Origin of the sequence: Luteibacter jiangsuensis, from assembly GCF_030812295.1 — a bacterium.
Lineage (GTDB): Bacteria > Pseudomonadota > Gammaproteobacteria > Xanthomonadales > Rhodanobacteraceae > Luteibacter > Luteibacter jiangsuensis_A.
The window spans coordinates 615813-633491 of sequence record NZ_JAUSSK010000002.1; the positions used below are offsets into that span (position 1 = coordinate 615813).

Annotated in this window: 15 protein-coding genes; 5 read left to right on the plus strand and 10 right to left on the minus strand. The window is 66.7% G+C overall.

What is annotated here, in order from left to right:
* Positions 1-95: 95 nt before the first annotated feature.
* Positions 96-2585, minus strand: coding sequence for a sensor domain-containing protein (locus J2T07_RS08070; RefSeq protein WP_306848845.1), 2490 nt, complete (start codon positions 2583-2585; stop codon positions 96-98).
* Positions 2586-2666: 81 nt separating this feature from the next.
* On the minus strand, positions 2667-3794 hold the full coding sequence (locus J2T07_RS08075) for a hypothetical protein (protein ID WP_306848846.1): 1128 nt from the start codon (positions 3792-3794) through the stop codon (positions 2667-2669).
* Positions 3795-3984: 190 nt separating this feature from the next.
* On the opposite strand from J2T07_RS08075, the gene J2T07_RS08080 reads away from it, so the two are divergent.
* Positions 3985-5271, plus strand: coding sequence for an acetyl-CoA C-acetyltransferase (locus J2T07_RS08080; RefSeq protein ID WP_306848847.1), 1287 nt, complete (start codon positions 3985-3987; stop codon positions 5269-5271).
* A 19-nt stretch (positions 5272-5290) separates the two neighbouring features.
* Positions 5291-5851: an energy transducer TonB gene (locus tag J2T07_RS08085; protein ID WP_306848848.1), complete on the plus strand. Its 561-nt coding sequence runs from the start codon at positions 5291-5293 to the stop codon at positions 5849-5851.
* A 25-nt stretch (positions 5852-5876) separates the two neighbouring features.
* On the opposite strand, the gene J2T07_RS08090 is transcribed toward J2T07_RS08085, so the two are convergent.
* From J2T07_RS08090 to J2T07_RS08110, 5 genes are all read right to left on the minus strand, one after another.
* Positions 5877-7817 (minus strand): phospholipase D family protein, encoded by a 1941-nt coding sequence (locus J2T07_RS08090; protein ID WP_306848849.1) that lies wholly within the window; start codon positions 7815-7817, stop codon positions 5877-5879.
* A 61-nt stretch (positions 7818-7878) separates the two neighbouring features.
* Entirely contained in the window at positions 7879-8433 is a 555-nt protein-coding gene (locus J2T07_RS08095; protein ID WP_306848850.1) for a YceI family protein, read from the minus strand.
* 9 nt (positions 8434-8442) lie between these two features.
* Positions 8443-8910: a SixA phosphatase family protein gene (locus J2T07_RS08100; protein ID WP_306848852.1), complete on the minus strand. Its 468-nt coding sequence runs from the start codon at positions 8908-8910 to the stop codon at positions 8443-8445.
* A 62-nt stretch (positions 8911-8972) separates the two neighbouring features.
* Complete coding sequence (locus J2T07_RS08105; RefSeq protein WP_306848853.1) at positions 8973-9605, minus strand: ParA family protein; 633 nt, start codon at positions 9603-9605, stop codon at positions 8973-8975.
* 78 nt (positions 9606-9683) lie between these two features.
* Positions 9684-9881, minus strand: coding sequence for an antitermination protein NusB (locus J2T07_RS08110; RefSeq protein ID WP_306848854.1), 198 nt, complete (start codon positions 9879-9881; stop codon positions 9684-9686).
* Between the two features lie 176 nt (positions 9882-10057).
* On the opposite strand from J2T07_RS08110, the gene J2T07_RS08115 reads away from it, so the two are divergent.
* Complete coding sequence (locus J2T07_RS08115) at positions 10058-11092, plus strand: hypothetical protein (protein ID WP_306848855.1); 1035 nt, start codon at positions 10058-10060, stop codon at positions 11090-11092.
* 123 nt (positions 11093-11215) lie between these two features.
* Here the strand turns inward: J2T07_RS08115 and speE are convergent, their stop codons facing one another.
* Positions 11216-12073, minus strand: a complete 858-nt coding sequence (gene speE, locus J2T07_RS08120; protein WP_306848856.1) for a polyamine aminopropyltransferase — start codon at positions 12071-12073, stop codon at positions 11216-11218.
* Positions 12074-12394: 321 nt separating this feature from the next.
* Here speE and speA point away from each other — a divergent pair, with 321 nt between their 5' ends.
* Both speA and J2T07_RS08130 read left to right on the plus strand, forming a co-directional pair.
* Complete coding sequence (speA, locus tag J2T07_RS08125) at positions 12395-14290, plus strand: arginine decarboxylase (RefSeq protein ID WP_306848857.1); 1896 nt, start codon at positions 12395-12397, stop codon at positions 14288-14290.
* Positions 14287-15147, plus strand: coding sequence for an NAD(P)-dependent oxidoreductase (locus tag J2T07_RS08130; RefSeq protein ID WP_306848858.1), 861 nt, complete (start codon positions 14287-14289; stop codon positions 15145-15147). The genes speA and J2T07_RS08130 overlap by 4 nt, the downstream gene beginning before the upstream one ends.
* 47 nt (positions 15148-15194) lie before the next feature.
* On the opposite strand, the gene J2T07_RS08135 is transcribed toward J2T07_RS08130, so the two are convergent.
* Both J2T07_RS08135 and argS read right to left on the minus strand, forming a co-directional pair.
* Complete coding sequence (locus tag J2T07_RS08135; protein WP_306848859.1) at positions 15195-15932, minus strand: SPOR domain-containing protein; 738 nt, start codon at positions 15930-15932, stop codon at positions 15195-15197.
* On the minus strand, positions 15932-17620 hold the full coding sequence (argS, locus tag J2T07_RS08140; RefSeq protein WP_306848860.1) for an arginine--tRNA ligase: 1689 nt from the start codon (positions 17618-17620) through the stop codon (positions 15932-15934). The genes J2T07_RS08135 and argS overlap by 1 nt, the downstream gene beginning before the upstream one ends.
* Positions 17621-17679 lie beyond the last annotated feature (59 nt).

Below are 17679 nucleotides of genomic sequence, written 5' to 3' on the forward strand. Positions count from 1 at the left end.
GCCTTGAATCGCCGACAGTGTCGGCTCCCACCAGAACCGCTCCACCCGCCGCGGCATGTAAGCCTTTGTGGGAGCCGCTTCAGCGGCGATGCCCCTCAATCCACCGGCACACGCGGGTCACCGGTATCCACCGCCGAGATGCGCTCCTCGAAATCGCGCACCGTCATGGCCTTGCCGAACAGGAAGCCCTGCATCTGCGAGCAGCCGACCGAGTCGAGGAAGCTGGCCTGTTCCATGCTTTCCACGCCTTCGGCGAGCACGTGTTTGTTCATGCCCTTGCCCATGGTGATGATCGCACTCACGATGGCGGCGCTGTCGTTGTCCCAGGCGACATCGCGGATGAAGGCGCGGTCGATCTTCAGCGTGTCGATCGGGAAATGCTTCAGGTAGGACAGGCTGCAATAGCCCGTGCCGAAATCGTCCAGGCTCAACGAGACACCCAGCGACTTGATCTTGCGTAGCAGGTTGGCGATGTGGTCGCCGCCTTCCATCACCGTGCGCTCCGTCAGCTCCAGCTCGAGCAGCGTGGGATGCAGGCCGGTTTCCGTGAGGATGCCGCGCAGGGCTTCGAAGAAGCGTGTGTGCTGGAACTGCAAGGCGGAGACGTTCACGGATACCGATAGGGGCCGGTGGAGGCGTGTCCATGCTTCGGCCTGGCCACAGGCCTCGCGCAGCGCCCATTCACCGATGGGAACGATCAGGCCGCAGTCTTCCGCCACCGGGATGAACTGTTCCGGCGTATAGACATCCTCGCCATCCACTTGCCAACGCAACAGCGCCTCCGCGCCGACGATCGTGCCGAGACTGACATCGACCTTGGGTTGGTAGTACAGGCTGAGTTCGTTCCGCGCCAGCGCCTTGCGCAGTTCCACCTCGATGCGCACGCGCGCGCTGTTGCGCTCGTTCATGTGCGGATTGAAGAAACGGTAGCCGTTGCGGCCTTGCATCTTCGCCTCGTACATCGCGGTGTCGGCGTTGCGCAGGAGCGACTCGGCGTCGATCGCGTCGTCCGGATACACGCTGATGCCGATGCTGAAACTGATCGTCAACGCGGAAGTGTCCACGCCGACGGCCTGGCTGCAGGCGGCCAGTACCTTTTCCGCCACGGCGCTCGCATCGGACGGACCTTCGATCTGCGGCAGCAGCACCACGAATTCGTCGCCGCCCAGGCGGCTCACGGTGTCGTCGGTGCGCACGGAGGCACGGATGCGTCGGGCGATCTCCTGGAGCAGGACATCGCCCGCGGCGTGCCCCATGGTGTCGTTGATCTGCTTGAAGTGGTCGACATCGACGAAGAGCAGTGCCGCGCGCTGGTGGCGCCGTGCCGCCACGGTCACCGCGAACTCCATGCGTGAGGTGAGGAGGGCTCGGTTGGGCAGGCCGGTGAGGGTGTCGTGGTGGGCGAGGTGGGCCATCTTCAGCGCGAGTGCGCGGGTCTCGCTCACGTCATGGAACACCACCACGCCACCGATCACGTTGCCGGCGTGGTCGTGGATCGGAGCGGCGGAATCCTCGATGGGGCTGTCGAAGCCGTTGCGATGAACGAGGATCGCATCGGTGGTGAGCCCGACGATGCTGTTCTTGTCCACCGCCATGATCAGCGGGTTGGGTATCGGCCGCCGGGTGAGGGGGTCGCGCAGCTGGAAAATGTCGTCCATCGGCCTGCCCACGGCCTCGTGGCTGGACCACCCGGTCATCGCTTCGGCGATGGGATTGAGCGAGGTGACGACCAGATTCGGATCGGTGGTGATCACCGCGTCGCCGATCGACTTCAGCGTGACCTCGGCCAGCTCGCGTTCGCGGAACAGGGCTTCCTCGAAGGCCTTGCGCTCGCTGATGTCCTGCACCTGCGAGATGAAGTACAGCGCCTCGCCATGCTCGTCGCGCACGAGGGACACGCTGAGCTGTGCATGCACGACGTGTCCGTCGCGGTGCAGGTAGCGCTTCTCCATGTGGTACGACAGACTCTCGCCCGCGAGCAGCTTCCCGACCAGCGCGAGATCGGCGGCGAGGTCGTCGGGATGGGTGAGTTCCTGGAACGAGCGCATCATCAGTTCGGATTCGTCGTACCCCAGCATGGCGCACAGCGCGTCGTTCACCTGCAGCCAGCGTCCGTCGGGGAGCACCAGCGCCATGCCGATGGCGGCGTAGCGGAACGCCTGGAAAAAGCGCCGCTCGCTTTCCTTCAGCCGCGCCTCGAGTTCGCGCCGGCTGGAGATGTCGGCAAGCAGGATGGCCACGCCACGTACCTTGCCCAGCGCGTCGATGTCGGGCGAGAAGGTGGCTTGGGCATGGCGGCTGCCATCCTCGTGGGCGATGGCGCGATCGGCCACGACCGGCGCCCCGGCGAGGGCCGCGCACAGGTCCGGTTCGATGCTTGCGTGGAGATCGGGCGAGATCAGTTCGTCGATGCGCCGGCCGACCACGTCGTCTTCCTGGATGTTCATCCAGGCGAGGTAGGCGGGGCTGGCATAGCGGTAGCACAGGGATGTATCGACGTAGGCGATCATCGCCGGCGCGCGTTCCAGCAGGTACGCGGACCAGTCCGAGGGTGAAGCGTTCGCGGGGAGGGCGGAAGCGGGCATGCGGTCGCCGTAAGGACGTCGACCCACTCTAATCCGTCACCCTGGCCCGCGTATATCGAACGATTCGGGAAAACGCGAGTTTCAATGCAGGCTTGGCGCGGGTGCCGACAGCGCGCCATCCGCGTCGAGGAGCACGCGGCCGAGGGCATGGACCTCGTGCTCCGTCGCATAGCGTCCGGCCAGGGTGTCCAGCAGCGGCGCCAGCGCATCGGGCGCCAGCGGGTAGCCGTGGGCCAGGATGCGCGCCTTGCCTGCCGCCGGCTGGGCCACCGTGAGCGCGGCCATGCCCAGACCGGGTGCCTCGTGCGCGTAGATCGCGGGCGCAGGCAGGGCGGGATCGGCGTCGGCGACCGGCTCGATCAGGTAGCCGGCGGTTTGCGCGGGCTGGCCCTGGAGGTGCAGGGGTACGTGGTGCGCCGCGAGCAGCGCGGCGTACTGGCGAAGCTCGAACAGGGTGCCGGCGAATTCGTGGGCGGGGTTTTCCCGCTGGGCCCCGGCGCGGGCGAACCAGGCGGCCGGACCGGGGATGCCGACCCGCCCCTCGGCGTAATGCAGCGGAAGGCCGCGCGAGCCCAGTGCGGTCTCTTCCTTGTAGGGGGTGAGCAGGGCGGCTTCGAGCATCGTCCACAACGGGGCCAGGTTCACGTGTTCGTACTGCACGCAGGTGAGCGCCAGCAGGTCGTCGCGGCTGAGGTAGCGCGCGTGTTCGAGGCGCATGCCCAGCGTGCGCATGAGGAAGTCGGCGGTGGCGGCGCCGGCTTCGCCACGGCCCACCAGTTCCACTTCCATGCGTGCCGTGAGTTCCGCGGCCAGGTCTTCCGGCGCCAGCAGCATCCATGGGACCAGGCGCATCGGCCCGCCGGCATAGCGGGTATCGGGCACCAGCGGCTGGGCCGGCATGTGGCCATCATGGGTGCCGAAGGCCACCACGCCGCCCGCGGTGGTCACGCGGGGAATGCGCCGGGCCAGTTCTTCCAGCGTGGTGAACACGGGGAAACCGGGCCTGAGCAGTTCGACACCGTCGAACAGGGCGCCGGCCAGGGCGAAGCGCGAGGCCTCCACGCCGGGCAGCAGGGTGCGCAGGTCGTCGGCCACCAGGGTCGCCAGGGCCTGCGCCTCGTCCCGGGTCAGTTCCAGCCGGGCGGGCACTTCGCCCGCAGCCAGTTCCAGCGCCAGGACGGCGGGGCAGGCGATCAGCGACTCGTTCACGGCAGGTTTTTCCGAACGGCAAAGGAACGTAATTCTATCATCGGGGCACGTCGGGCTTTCGCCGGGCGGGGATGCGGGTTAGCCTTGCCGATACGCGTTCGTCGGCGATCGTCGGCGTCCGCGATCCCTTCGTCTTCGCATTTCGGCTTGCCCCCGTGGCATCCCCATCGGTCTGGATCGTTTCTCAAGCATGGATAAGACGCAAAAGCGTGTGGGTGTGGTCGGCGGCGTCCGCATTCCCTTCTGCCGCAACAACACCGCCTATGCCGATGTCGGCAATTTCGGGATGTCGGTCAAGGTGCTGGGGTCCCTGGTGGAGAAGTTCGGCCTCCACGGCGTGGAACTGGGCGAGGTCGCGATGGGAGCGGTCATCCGCCACTCCTCGGACTGGAACCTCGCGCGCGAGGCCCTGCTGTCGTCGGGGCTGGCGCCCACCACGCCCGGCATCACCACGGCACGTGCCTGCGGCACCTCGCTCGACAACACCATCCTCATCGCCAACAAGATCGCCACGGGCCAGATCGACGCGGGTATCGCCGGTGGCTCGGACACCACCAGCGACGTGCCGATCGTCTATGGCCAGAAGTTGCGCAAGCGGCTGCTGGCCCTGAACCGGGCGAAGACGCTGAAGGAGAAGTTCCAGGTCGCCACGCGCGGTTTCGCCCTGAAGGAACTGAAGCCATCGTTCCCGGGCGTGGCCGAACCGCGCACCGGCAAGTCGATGGGCGACCACTGCGAGTTGATGGCCAAGGAGTGGAAGATCGGCCGCATCGAACAGGATGAACTGGCCCTCGCCAGCCACAAGAAGCTGGGCGCCGCGTACGAGGCGGGCTTCTTCGACGACCTGGTGGTGCCTTTCCGGGGCCTGAAGCGCGATGGCTTCCTGCGTGCCGATTCCACGCTCGAGAAGCTCGCTTCGCTGAAGCCGGCCTTCGACAAGACCAGCGGCCAGGGCACGCTCACCGCGGGTAACTCCACGGGTTTGTCCGATGGCGCGGCAGCCGTGCTGCTGGCCAGCGACGAATGGGCCGCCGCGCGCGGCCTGCGGATCCAGGCCTACCTCACGCACGCCCAGGTGTCCGCCGTGGATTTCGTCCATGGCGAAGGCCTGCTGATGGCGCCGACCGTGGCCGTGCCGCGCATGCTCAAGCAGGCCGGACTCACGCTGCAGGACTTCGACTTCTACGAAATACACGAGGCTTTCGCCGCGCAGGTGCTCTGCACGCTGCGTGCATGGGAGAGCGAGGACTATTGCCGGAACCGGTTGGGTCTCGAAGCCCCGCTGGGATCGATCGACCCGGCGAAACTCAACGTCAACGGTTCCAGTCTCGCCGCCGGCCACCCGTTCGCGGCGACCGGTGCGCGCATCGTCGCGACCCTGGCGAAGATGCTGGAGCAGAAGGGGTCGGGTCGCGGCCTGATCTCCATCTGCACGGCCGGTGGCATGGGCGTCACCGCCATCCTCGAACGGCCCTGATGCCTTCCGCGCAAGACTCATGCTCACACTACGCAGCAGTACATCGCTCAGTGCCCTGGCCCTCGTCATGGGTATCGCCGGCACCAGCTGGCTCACGGCGCTGACTTACGAACGCGCACCCATGACGCGCCGTCTGGCCGAGGTGACCCTGCCAACGGCTGCGCCCGCCCTGGTCTCGAAGACGGTGTCCCGTATCGCGCCGTCGCCGGTGGTGGCGGTGGCGGATGCAGCGTCGCGTTCGCACCATGCCGTCGCGCGGATTCCCGGGCCGCGAGTAGCTCCGGTGCAAACGACGACTCCGATTCCCGCGACGGAGCCCCTCGTGCCCGTCTACATGCCATCGCCGCGCTACCCGATGTCCGCCCTGCGCGCGGGGCGGGAGGGCAAGGTGGTCCTGAGCGTCACGGTCACGCCGGAAGGCGATGTCACCAGCGTCACCGTCGGACATTCCAGCGGGGACATCGACCTGGACCGTGCGGCGGAAGACGCCGTGCGCGGCTGGCGCTTCGCCGCCGCCGACCGTCCATCGCGCTATACCGCCGACCTGCCGGTCAACTTCGAGCTGACCCGCACGTATTGAGCGAGGGTGGATGGCGGTTCGTCGCTCAGAGGATGCCGGCCGCGGACGAACCGAAGGCCGTGATCATCCGCGTGTAGATCAACTTCAGCGAGACATCCACTTCCGGGAAGTCGCCCACCGGTTCGTAGCATTCGAAGAATCGCGGGTCGCTCCAGCGCATGGGGATGCAGCCGGGCTTGAGCTCATAGCTGGTGGCGTAGCGGAACGGCCATAGGTCGAAGAACGGCAACCGCTCGGAGACATCGCCGATGAATTCGTTGACCGACGACAACACCGGGATCGACTTCCGCCGCGGCGCGATCACCCAGGCGTTGCCGGGCCGGGTGTCCTGCATGATCGAGTCGCGCAGACGGTCGGCGAAGCGCTTGTCGTAGACGATGACGCCCGACTCGGTGTTGTAGTGGTCCGAACGCGGGTCCAGGTTGTGCGTGCCGACCATGGCGAAGGTGTCGTCCACCACGATCGATTTCGCGTGCAGGCCGAAACGGACGCCTGCGGTCAGCAGCGGTGCGGGCCGGCTGCGCGCGCCGCGCCCCGAACGGCTGCCGAAACCGAGGAAGTTCGCCGCTTCCGAAGGGGGTCCCGGGCGCCCGGCTGAGGCGCCGTGCGACGAACCACGCCCGCGCCTGCCCTTGCCGGTGTCCTGTGCGGCCAGCGGCGGCGTGGCCACGTCGGTCGAGCGGCCTTCCAGTTCGTCGATATCGCTGTCCGCGGGGCGCGGTTTGAGTTCATAGATTTCGAAGCCGTAGTCGGTCAGGTAGCGCTTGCGATGTTTGTAGGACATCGCATACACGGCGAAGGCATCCGTGGAGGCCAGTGAGTTTGTGGAGACCACGACGCGCGGCGGTTCTTCCTGCTGGCGTAGTCCGCTGAAGACTTTCTGCGCTGGTTTACTCATCACCAGGTAAGGCGTCTGCAACACGATCTCGCTCTTGGCTTCGCGCAGCAGGCCCATGATGTGGCGGGTCAGTGCGCGTACCTCGCGGCGCTTCGGTTCGTCGGTCTTGCCCGGCAGGTCGGAGAGATACTCCACGCGGTTCAGGCGCAGGGAGGCCCGGCCGAGGTGTTCCTCGATCCAGACGGGGTCCTCGGCATCGGCGACGATCTGCGCGACGCGGTCGGGACGTTCGTAGATGGGGACGTTCCAGTGCCGGGGATCGTCGGTGTCGGCCAGGAGTTCGCGATTCACGTCGCGCAAGTGGGTCAGCCGCGCGGAACGCTTGTGCGTCCAGAACTGTTCGAAGCTCGCGCCCATCGCCTTCGCGGCGGGGCCGCCCACCATGACGTCGCGGTCGATGTAGTCGAAGGTCTCGTCCCAGTCGAAGTAACGGTCCTCGTAGTTCCGGCCACCGGTGATACCGATGAGGTCGTCGACCACCAGCAGCTTGTTGTGCATGCGCTGGTTGAACTTGTAGAAGCAGCACAGGATGCCCGCGGCGAACTCCAGGGGGGGTGTGCGGGCGCTGTGGAAGGTCGGGTTGTAAAGGCGGATCTCCAGGCGATCGCTGGCGCGGGCCAGCCCCGCGAGCAGGCCGGGGTCGCGGAACGAGAACAGCTGATCGGCCAGGATTCGTACACGCACGCCGCGGCGCGCGGCCTGGACCAGTTCGTCGAGAACCAGCTTGCCCGCGTCGTCCTGCTCCCAGATATAGGTCTGCACGTCGATGGATTTCCTCGCCGCGCGGATCAGGTTGATGCGCGCCGCCATGGCGCTCTCGCCATCCTCCAGGAGCGTGGCCACATGCACGGGACGCGTGGGTGTCGAGGCGGCGTTGGCCTCGATGGCGGCGTCGATGAGCGGGGAGGGCGTCGCGCAATGGCTGGCGTCGGCCGGGTCGCAGGTGTCTTGCCGGTCGACGGTGAGGGTCACCACCGCATCGGCCTTCTGTATGCGCGTGCGCGACAGGGAGCAGCCGCCGGTGGCGAGGACAGTGGCAAGGAGCAGGATCGTGGGAAGGCGGCGCATGGCGCAGATCATAGGCGAGCCTCGACAACGCCACGTGAGCCGGCCAGGCCGGCCCTCTTGCCTAAGGGGGTGTCAATACGATGGCCATGCCCAGGTTCACGCGATCCGACAACGCCCCGCGTCGCCCGCGCATCTCGAAATCGGTGCGGTCGATCATGCCCTGGAGTTGCAGTACGCATCCGGCCAGTGCCTCCGGTGGGCAACGGTTGGCCTGCAAGTGGAAGGTCACCGGCTGGGTCACGCCGCGCATGGTGAGCTTGCCTTGCACATCGCCACCCTCGCTCAGCAATTGCAGGGCCGTGGGGTCCGACTCGAAGTGGATGCGTGGATGGTGCTTCGCGTCGAAGAATTCCGGGGCAAGGACCCAGCGCCGCAAACGGGCCGAGTCCATGCGGATGCTTTCGGTGTCGATGTCGGCGTTGACCACGGCGGTCTGCGCCGCGCGATCGATGACGAGGTCGCCACGGATGCCGTCGAAGCTACCCGATACGGTGCTCACCCAGAGCAGGCGTACGCTGAACTCGGCGCGTGAACGCACGGGATCGATGCGCAGGTCGGCGGCGGACAAAGGCGCCGCCGCCAGGAGCATGGCGATCGCCGGCATCAGGTGGCGCATTCGACGGGCTCAGTTCGGGGGGGACCAGAATGTCTCGAGCTTGGCCCTGCCTGGCTCAAGGGAGCCATCGAAGCGAAGACGAGCCATGCCGGCGGGCGGCATGCCGCGGTAGTCCTCGGAGCGGCCATCGACCAGGAAGGCCACCAGTTGCTCGATGCCCGGGTTGTGGCCGACCAGGACCACCCGCTCCGCATCCTTGTGCTGGTCGAGCAGGTCGAAAAGATCCCCGGGAGTGGCGTTGTAGATCGCCGGTTCGTAAGAGGGTTCTACCTGGCCCAGGGCCAGCGCCGCGGTTTCCTTCGTTCGCTCGGACGGGGAGCAGAGGATGCGGTCGTAGGTGACGCGATGCGATGACAGCCATTCGCCCGCTGCGCGGGCTTCGTTCTTGCCATGTTCGGTGAGTCGTCGCTCGCGGTCGTCCTTGTCGTCTTTGCCGGGTTCCGCTTCCGCGTGACGCAACAGGATGAGTTCTCGCATGGGTACCGTCCTCCGCTGTGCCACCACAAGGTGGCGTGATCGATGACGCGGCCCCGGTCGGCTCAGGTGCTGCGCTTTATCCAGCGTAGCAGTTTTGCCCAGTCTTCCTGATGCCCGCGTACATTTTCCGAGTGGTAATCGAAGATGCCCTTACCGAGCGCCGTGAGCAATACGTACGCTTGGGAGTCGCGAAGTTCCGCGACGACGGGAAAGGGAGCGCGTTCGCCCAGTTCGGCGATGGCGGCCTGGCTGGCATTGGTCCACGGCTTCAGGCGGTTGCCTACGAGGCCGACCGGCAATTTCCCACGCTTCACCCGGTTGATGCCTCGCAGCATCGTAAGGAAGTCGAGGGTCGCATCCAGGTCGAAATGGGAAGGCAGGACGGGCACGATGATGACATCGGCGCGTTCGAGATAGGGTTCGAGGTCTTTTTCGCCAACGCCGGCGGGGGTGTCAACGATGACCCGCTGCACGTCGCCCGGCAGGCGGTCGAAAGCCCTGCGGCTGCCTTCTATAGCGGTAATGCCTGGCGCGTTCTCAGGGCGGCGACCGACCCAGCGCAAGCTTGAGTGCTGACGGTCCGCATCGATGACGGCCGTCTGCTTTCCGGTCTGCGCCCAGTGTGTCGCGAGCTGGGTGACCAGCGTCGTCTTGCCGCAACCACCCTTGCTGCTTGCCACGAGCGTCGTAAGCATCCGCGAGCACCTGCCTTGGGAGGACTCCTAGCCTACACATCCCGGGCCGCCGGTGGTAGGCGCACGGGGCCGCACGCCTCAGAACATCTTGGCGCGTACCTTCGGCAGGATCACGAGGATCAGCGTGGCCAGGGGGCCGAGGAACAGGGAAAGCACCCACCAGAGCAAGCCGCCGCGGTTCTTGCCCTGGGCAAGGCCGGCGTTGATCAGCGTCAGGGTGCCCCAGCCAACGAAGAAACCAGCGCGTTCGCTGGCGAAGAGGGCGAATTGATCCATTCTAAACTCCTGTTCTGTCGCAGGATTGGGTCGTGCGGTCATGCGGACCAAGGGCCAGCGTTCCCCCCGCGCGGTTTCCGATAGTAACAACCTTGCCGCGAATGGCATCGTTCGGGCGCAGCTTCCGTTCATGGTGGAGCCGTATGCTTGTCGTTTTATTTCACGGAGATGGGCCCATGCGGGGATGCCGCGTCCTGACCCTGGCCCTAGCGGGCCTGCTTTCCCTGCCCGTCATGGCGGCCACGCCGTGGCCCGGCGCGACGAAGGGTCCCGCCAAGGGACCGGTCGTGCAGAAGGACCCGACCAAGGCGTTGTTGCAGTTCCAGAAGGACCTTGCCAGCGTCCTCGCGCTGCGCACCGAGGCCGAGCCGTTGCTGGGCGCCGCCCTGCTGGCCCGTCCGCTGGCGAATCCCCCCGAGGTACTGACCTACCACGCCCTGCTCGAGCGCGCGTCGCGCAATGCCGACGCCGGTCCTCAGGTGGCCTGGGCCCGCCTGGCCGACTGCGATGCGAAAGCCGGTACCTGCCCCAATACCGATGCGCTGGGCGTGTTGGAGAAACAGGCGCCGGACAACGCGGCCGTGTGGCTGCTGAAACTGGGCATGGATGAGCATGCGGGTGCCGGCGATGCCGTGCGCGCCGACCTCACCCGTGCCGCCAATGCCAAGCTCTACGACGATTACCTCGGCGCCAGCCTGAAGGCATTGGCCAATTCGGTGAGCCAGCTCCCCCCGCCGGCCGATACCTATAACCCGCTGCAAGGCGCGGGGGCTGCCGGCGTGCAGATGGTGATCGTCTTCGGTCTCGCCAGTGCGCAACCCTTGCCGGGATTCCAGGCGACGGCCAAGTACTGCGAGGACAACAAGTCCGACGCGGGCGTGGTTGGCGATTGCCTGAAGCTGGCCAAGGTGCTGGAGTGGGGCAGCAGCCCGCTCGGGCGTTCGCTCGGCCTGCACCTGCGCGAGACGCTGTCGCCCGACGTGGCCGACCAGCAGGCGGCGAAGAACGCCCGGCTCAACCTGGTCTGGCAGATGCAGCGTTTCGCCCAGCTCAACATACAGGCGCAGGGCGACAAGGCCACGGCGCAGAAGCTGCTGGCGCTGGCCCGCAGCGGCGGCACGGAGATGAGCGTGATCCTGGCTTCGCTACGTGCCTACGGCATGCCGCCGGAGGCGCCCGCTGGCTGGGAGCCGGCCAAGGTAGAGAAATAAGAAGGGCCGAACCCGGCCCTTATTCGGTGGGAGCCGACCCTGTCGGCGATGGGTGCTTGCCTCAACCCTGGCCCGCTGCCGCGGGATCGCCGACAGGGTCGGCTCCCACCACCACTCGGGGGCTTATTCGCCCAGTGCCTCGCGCATGAACTCCGGCTGGGCCAGGGCGCCCTTGTGGATGTCGGCGTTGTAGTACTTCGTGGCGAAGTTCTTGCTGATGGCGCCGCGCTCGCGGAAGCCCGAGAGATCGCCGTCCTTGCGGGCCATGGTGCAGCTCCACCAGCCGGTGGGGTAGCACGGCTGCGGGAACGGCAAGGTGCGCACGGCCTTGAAGCCGGAGGTGCGCATGGCCGAACGCATGGCCTTGATCAATTCGATGTGGGCCAGCGGCGATTCCGACTGCTGCACCAGGATGCCGCCGTGACGCAGCGCCTTGTAGCAGCTGGAGTAGAAGGCGGCGTTGAACAGGCCTTCCGCCGGGCCGACCGGGTCGGTGGAGTCGACGATGATGAGGTCGATCGATTCCGGATCGGCCTCGGCCATGTACTTGATGCCGTCGATGAACAGGAGTTCGGCGCGCGGGTCGTCGTTGGCGTCGCACAGTTCCGGGAAGTACTGCTCGGCGAGACGGGTGACGCGCTCGTCGATCTCCACCTGGGTGGCCGTCTCGACTTCCTCGTGCTTGAGGACCTCGCGCAAGGTGCCGCAGTCGCCGCCGCCGATGATCACCACGCGCTTGGCGCGGGCGTGGGTGAACAGCGCCGGGTGGGTCATCATCTCGTGGTAGAGGAAATTGTCGCGGCCGGTGAGCATCACGCAGCCGTCGATCACCATGAGGTTGCCCCAGTCGGTGGTCTGGTAGATCTCGATCGTCTGGAACGGGGTCTTCTCGGCGTGCAACAGGCGCTCGACGCGGAAACCGATGGAGGATCCCGAAGCCTGGTGGGCCTCGGTAAACCAGCTGAGCTGCTGCTGCGACATGACGCTTTCCTGGAAACGGGTAAGGGGGCCAAACCTAAGATTGTACCGGCTCCGGGCCGAAATGCGGCCAAGTCCTTGCCCTGCCTGGTATGTAAGCGGAGTCTTACAACGGGCCGGCCGATACCCGGATGTCACGAGGCGCCGCTACAATAGGCGGCCTGCCGCGCCTGCACCGGGCCGCGCGCAGCAAAAAGTCTGGTCGGCCCCGCGGCGTGCGAGGCTCCCGGCCGCCAGGCCCGCTTCAGGTCAAGGTTCGCCGCTGCGACTGTTCCGCGCCCCCTTCCGGGGACACGACACAATCACTTGGAGATCGTCACACCCATGACGAACTGGACCATCGATCGCGCGAAGCTGACCTATGCGATCCCTCACTGGAGCAACGGCTACGTCGACGTAGGCGGCGACGGCCATCTGCTCATGCGCCCCCGCGGCGATGAAGGCCCGGCACTCGACCTGCCGGCCATCGTCGCCAAGGCGACCGCCGAAGGCCTGCGCCTGCCCTTGCTCGTGCGCTTTCCCGACATCCTCGCCGACCGCCTGGCCCGCTTGCAGCAGGCCTTCGCCAAGGCGATCGACGACGCCGGCTATGCCGGCTCGTACACGGCCATCTATCCGATCAAGGTGAACCAGCAGCGCGGCGTGGTCAGCGAACTGGTCGCCGCCGGCGAGCAGGGCTTCGGCCTCGAAGCCGGCTCGAAGCCGGAGTTGATGGCGGTACTCGCCCACGCGCGGCCGGGCAGCATGGTGGTCTGTAACGGCTACAAGGACCGGGAATACGTCCGCCTCGCGCTCATCGGCCTCAAGCTCGGCCTGCGCGTGCACATCGTCATCGAGAAGCTGTCCGAACTGGACCACGTCCTCGCCGAGGCCAAGGCGCTGGATGTCGAGCCACTGCTCGGCGTGCGCGTGCGCCTGTCCTCGATCGGCGCCGGCAAGTGGCAGAACACGGGTGGCGACAAAGGCAAGTTCGGCCTCAGCCCCGGCCAGGTGCTGGAGCTGATCCAGCGCCTGGAGGCCGCGGGGCTCAAGCACACCTTGAAGCTGCAGCACTTCCACATGGGCTCGCAGATCTCCAACGTCCGCGACATCGCCGCGGGCATGCGCGAGGCTGTCCGCTATTTCGTCGAATTGCATCGCCTGGGCGTGCCGCTCGAGATCGTCGACGTCGGGGGTGGCCTGGGCGTCGACTATGAAGGCACGCGATCGCGCAGCTACAACTCGATCAACTACAGCCTCGAACAGTACGCGGCCAGCATCATCCAGCCGTTGGCCGAGGCCGTGGCCGAGCACGGCATGAAGGCGCCGGTGATCTTCACCGAGTCCGGACGCGCCATGACGGCGCACCACGCGGTGATGGTGGTGAACGTCAGCGAAGTGGAGTCGCTCCCGCAGGGCGCCATTCCCGCGGCGCGCGAGGGCGAGCCGATGGTGCTTCGCCACCTGCGCGAGACCCACGCCGAACTCGACCACCGGCCGGCGCTGGAACTCTTCCACGAGGCGCAACACCATTTTGCGGAGGGCCAGGCCCTCTTCGCGCTGGGTCAGCTCGACCTGCGCGATCGCGCGCGGCTCGACGAACTGTTCTATGCCATCGCCAACGCGGTGCGGCCGCGCCTGCTTCCGGCGGAGCGTGCCCACCGGCAGGCCCTGGACGACCTGGACGAGAAGCTGGTCGACAAGTACTTCGTGAACTTCTCCGTCTTCGAATCGGTGCCGGACATCTGGGCGATCGACCAGATCTTCCCGATCGTGCCGATCTCACGGCTGGACGAAGAGCCGACGCGCCGCGGTGTCATCGCCGACCTCACCTGCGATTCCGACGGCCGAATCGATCATTACGTGGACGCGGAAGGCGTGGACGTGAGCCTGCCGCTGCATCCGCTGAAGGACAACGAGTCGTATCGCCTCGGCATCTTCATGGTGGGTGCGTACCAGGAGACCCTGGGCGACATCCACAACCTGTTCGGCGATACCGACGCGGTGAATGTCCGTGCCACGAAGGACGGCTACGAGTTCGCGCACATCCGTCATGGCGATACGACGGACCTCATGCTCGACTACGTCGGCTACGATCTCAAGGCGCTGCGCCAGACCTATGCCGAGCGCATCGCGGCGGCGGGTATCGTCGGCACGGAGGCGGAGACGCTGGCCGCCTCGCTGGACAAGGGCCTTACCGGCTATACGTATCTCGCGGAAACCACCGGGGCAGGCGCATGACCCTCAAGGCAGCTTTCATCGGACTGGGCGCGATGGGCGCGCCCATGGCCGGCCATCTCCACGCAAAGGGTCTGCTGGCCGCCGTCGGCAACCGCGGCCAGGCGAAGGCCGATGCGCTGGCGAAGCAACTTGGCGTCGCCGCTCCCGCCCTGGCGGATATCGCCGCCTCGTGCGACGTGGTGGCGCTATGCGTCAGCGCGGATGCCGACGTCATCGGCGTGGTGGAAGCGCTGGCGCCTTCGCTGAAGAAGGGCGCCATCGTCATCGACCATTCGACGGTCGCGCCGGCCACCGCCACCCGGGCGGCGCGCATCCTGGCCGAGGTAGGCGCGGACTTCCTCGACGCCCCGGTATCGGGCGGCGTCGAGGGCGCGAAGAACGGCAAGCTGTCGGTGATGGTCGGTGGCGACACAGGCGTTCTGGAGCGCGCCCGGCCCGTGCTGGAAGCCTACGGCTTACGCATCACGCACATGGGCCAGGTCGGCAGCGGACAGGCCACCAAGGCGGTGAACCAGGTGCTGGTCGCGGGCATCGCCCAGGCCGTGACGGAAGGGCTGGCCCTGGGCGAAGCCCTCGGCCTGGAAGCGGAACGCCTGATCCCCACGCTCGCCGCGGGCGCCGCCGGAAACTGGTTTCTCGACAAGCGAGGCGCGACGATGTTGCGCAACGAGTTTTCGGTGGGCTTCAAGCTGGCCTTGCTGCACAAGGATCTCGGCATCGTCCGTGGCATCGCCAGCGAGGCGGGGACGGATCGCACGATCATCGAGCAGTCGTTGGCCGATTTCGGCGAGTTGATGGCCCAGGGCTACGGCGACGACGACATCTCGGCATTGATCCGGCTGAAGCGCCCGGCGTAATCCTTCGCGCGAACCTCGCCTGGTCCGGAGGTGGCTGAGTCGACGACTCAGCCACCTTCCTTCAAGGCGATGGCACTGATGCCCGCCGACTGAAGGCGCTGCTTGGTGCCTTCCAGTTCCGTCGCCGACTTGAACGGGCCAAGGCGCACGCGGTTGTACGTTTGCGCGCCGACCTTCACCGACTGCACGTTTGCGACGAAGCCCTGCAATGCAAGCTTGGCCTTCAAGGCTTCTGCATCGGCGGCGCTCGGGAACGCACCGACCTGCAGGAGATAACCCGAGCCACCGGACGCGGCCGCGGGCGGCTGTTGCGCCGGCACGGCGGTGACCGTCTGCGTCGTCGCCTTCGGCAGGTTCGAGGCGGCCGCGGTGACTTGCGCCTGTTGTGCCGCGGAGGCCTGTTGCTGTGCCGCCGCCTGTTGCGCCGCCTGCTGTTGCTGCTGCTTTTGCTGTGCCTCGGCGCTGGCTTGCGCGCGGATCTCCGCATCGGGAATCCGCACTTCCTTCTCGGACAACACCGAGTAGAAGTCGTACGACGGCTTCTTCGGTTTCTCCGGTTCGGCCTGATCCACCACGCCCGGGTCGCTACCCTTCTGCGCGGTGGCCTGCGGGTTAGGCGCGGGGCCATCTTGCTGGCGCATCATCGGCATCCAGGTGCCGCGCATCGCGAAAGCCATGAGCAGGGCGCCAGCGAGGATGCCGATCAGCGCCCAACTCCAGCCCGGCATGCCGCTCGAGCCGTTGCGGACGGCCTGACGGCCCTTGCCCTTCTTGCGTGTTGCCATTACATGCTCTCCGGGGCGGAAATGCCCAGCAGATCCAGACCGTTCCTGAGCACCTGCTGCGTGGCCGCCACCAGGGCGAGGCGGGCATCGCGCAGGTCGGCGTCATCGACGATCCACTTGTGCTCGTGATAGTAGCTGTGAAGCTCGCCCGCGAGTTCACGCAGGTATTGCGCGATCAGGTGCGGTTCCAGATTGGCCGCCGCGGCCTCGACCATTTCCGGATACCGCGACAGCTGCACCATCAGCGCCGACTCGTGCTCTGTCGCGAGCAGGTCGAGCTTCGCCAGGCCGTTGCCACGGTCGGTGGACAGGCCACGATCGGCCAGTTCGCGGAACACGCGGCAAGCGCGCGCATGGGCGTACTGGATGTAGTACACGGGGTTGTCGTTGCTTTGCGAACGGGCCAGGTCGATGTCGAACACCAGTTGCGAATCGGCCTTGCGTGCGATGAGGAAGTAGCGCGTGGCATCGCGTCCCGCTTCGTCGATGAGGTCGCGCAAGGTGACGTACGAACCGGCACGCTTGGAGATCTTCACTTCCTCGCCGCCGCGCATGACGGTGACCATCTGGTGCAGCACGTACTCGGGCCAGTTCTTCGGGATGCCCGCGTCCAGCGCCTGCAAGCCGGCCTTCACGCGTGCCAGGGAGCCGTGGTGATCGGAGCCGAGTTCGGTGATCGCACGTTCGTAGCCGCGTTGCCACTTGGTGCGGTGGTAGGCCACGTCCGGCAGGAAATAGGTATAGGTGCCGTCGGACTTGCGCATGACGCGGTCCTTGTCGTCACCGAAATCCGTGGAGCGCAACCAGAGCGCGCCGCCTTCCTCGTACGTGTGGCCGTGGGCGACCAGCTCCCGCACGGTTTCCTCGACCTTGCCCTCGGTATAGAGCGACGACTCCAGGTAATAGACGTCGAAGCCGACGCCGAAGGCCTTGAGGTCGAGGTCCTGTTCATGGCGCAGGTAGGCCACGGCGAAGCGGCGCACATCGTCCAGGTTGTCGGCGTCACCGCTGGCGGTGACGGTTTCGCCATCGGCCTCGACGGATTCGCCGGCCAGGAAGGCCCGCGCCACTTCGGCGATGTAGTCGCCACGGTAACCGGACTCCGGCCAGCCGGGCTCGTCCGGAGCGATGCCCTTGGCCCGTGCCTGCGTCGAGAGGGCCAGGTTCGCGATCTGGACGCCGGCGTCGTTGTAATAGAACTCGCGGAATACCTTCCAGCCCGCCGCGTCCAGCAAGCGGGCTAGGCTGTCGCCGATGGCGGCCGCGCGGCCGTGGCCGACGTGCAGCGGGCCTGTCGGGTTGGCCGAGACGAATTCGACGCCCGCCGTGCGGCCGGCGCCATCCCGGTTGCGGCCATAGCGGTCGCCTTCGCCGAGGGCGCGGACGATCTCGGCGTGGAAAGCGGCCGGCGCAAGGAAGAAATTGATGAAACCGGGCCCGGCGATCTCGACCTTGCCGACCCACGGAGACGCCGGCATCGCCTCGACCAGGTCGGTGGCGATGTCGCGCGGCTTACGCCCGGCGGTCTTGGCCATCATCATCGCGGCATTGGTCGCGAAGTCGCCGTGCTCGCGGCTACGGGTACGTTCGATGACGAAAGTGGGCGCGACGAAGTCGGACGGCAGCTTGCCGGACTCCCGCAGCGCACCGATGGCCTGCAGGACGAGTTGTTTCAGCTCTTGTTTCACGGAATACGCGGCGCGGATATGGAACCGGCAATCCTATCAGAAGGGGCGAGCCGGCCGGT

Bases quoted from the DNA above. Each gene is read 5' to 3' on its own strand.
- J2T07_RS08070 (WP_306848845.1), bottom strand. From the start codon at position 2,585: ATGCCCGCTTCCGCCCTCCCCGCGAACGCTTCACCCTCGGACTGGTCC.
- J2T07_RS08080 (WP_306848847.1), top strand. From the start codon at position 3,985: ATGGATAAGACGCAAAAGCGTGTGGGTGTGGTCGGCGGCGTCCGCATT.
- J2T07_RS08085 (WP_306848848.1), top strand. From the start codon at position 5,291: ATGCTCACACTACGCAGCAGTACATCGCTCAGTGCCCTGGCCCTCGTC.
- J2T07_RS08090 (WP_306848849.1), bottom strand. From the start codon at position 7,817: ATGCGCCGCCTTCCCACGATCCTGCTCCTTGCCACTGTCCTCGCCACC.
- J2T07_RS08095 (WP_306848850.1), bottom strand. From the start codon at position 8,433: ATGCGCCACCTGATGCCGGCGATCGCCATGCTCCTGGCGGCGGCGCCT.
- J2T07_RS08100 (WP_306848852.1), bottom strand. From the start codon at position 8,910: ATGCGAGAACTCATCCTGTTGCGTCACGCGGAAGCGGAACCCGGCAAA.
- J2T07_RS08105 (WP_306848853.1), bottom strand. From the start codon at position 9,605: ATGCTTACGACGCTCGTGGCAAGCAGCAAGGGTGGTTGCGGCAAGACG.
- J2T07_RS08110 (WP_306848854.1), bottom strand. From the start codon at position 9,881: ATGGATCAATTCGCCCTCTTCGCCAGCGAACGCGCTGGTTTCTTCGTT.
- J2T07_RS08115 (WP_306848855.1), top strand. From the start codon at position 10,058: ATGCGGGGATGCCGCGTCCTGACCCTGGCCCTAGCGGGCCTGCTTTCC.
- speE (WP_306848856.1), bottom strand. From the start codon at position 12,073: ATGTCGCAGCAGCAGCTCAGCTGGTTTACCGAGGCCCACCAGGCTTCG.
- speA (WP_306848857.1), top strand. From the start codon at position 12,395: ATGACGAACTGGACCATCGATCGCGCGAAGCTGACCTATGCGATCCCT.
- J2T07_RS08130 (WP_306848858.1), top strand. From the start codon at position 14,287: ATGACCCTCAAGGCAGCTTTCATCGGACTGGGCGCGATGGGCGCGCCC.
- J2T07_RS08135 (WP_306848859.1), bottom strand. From the start codon at position 15,932: ATGGCAACACGCAAGAAGGGCAAGGGCCGTCAGGCCGTCCGCAACGGC.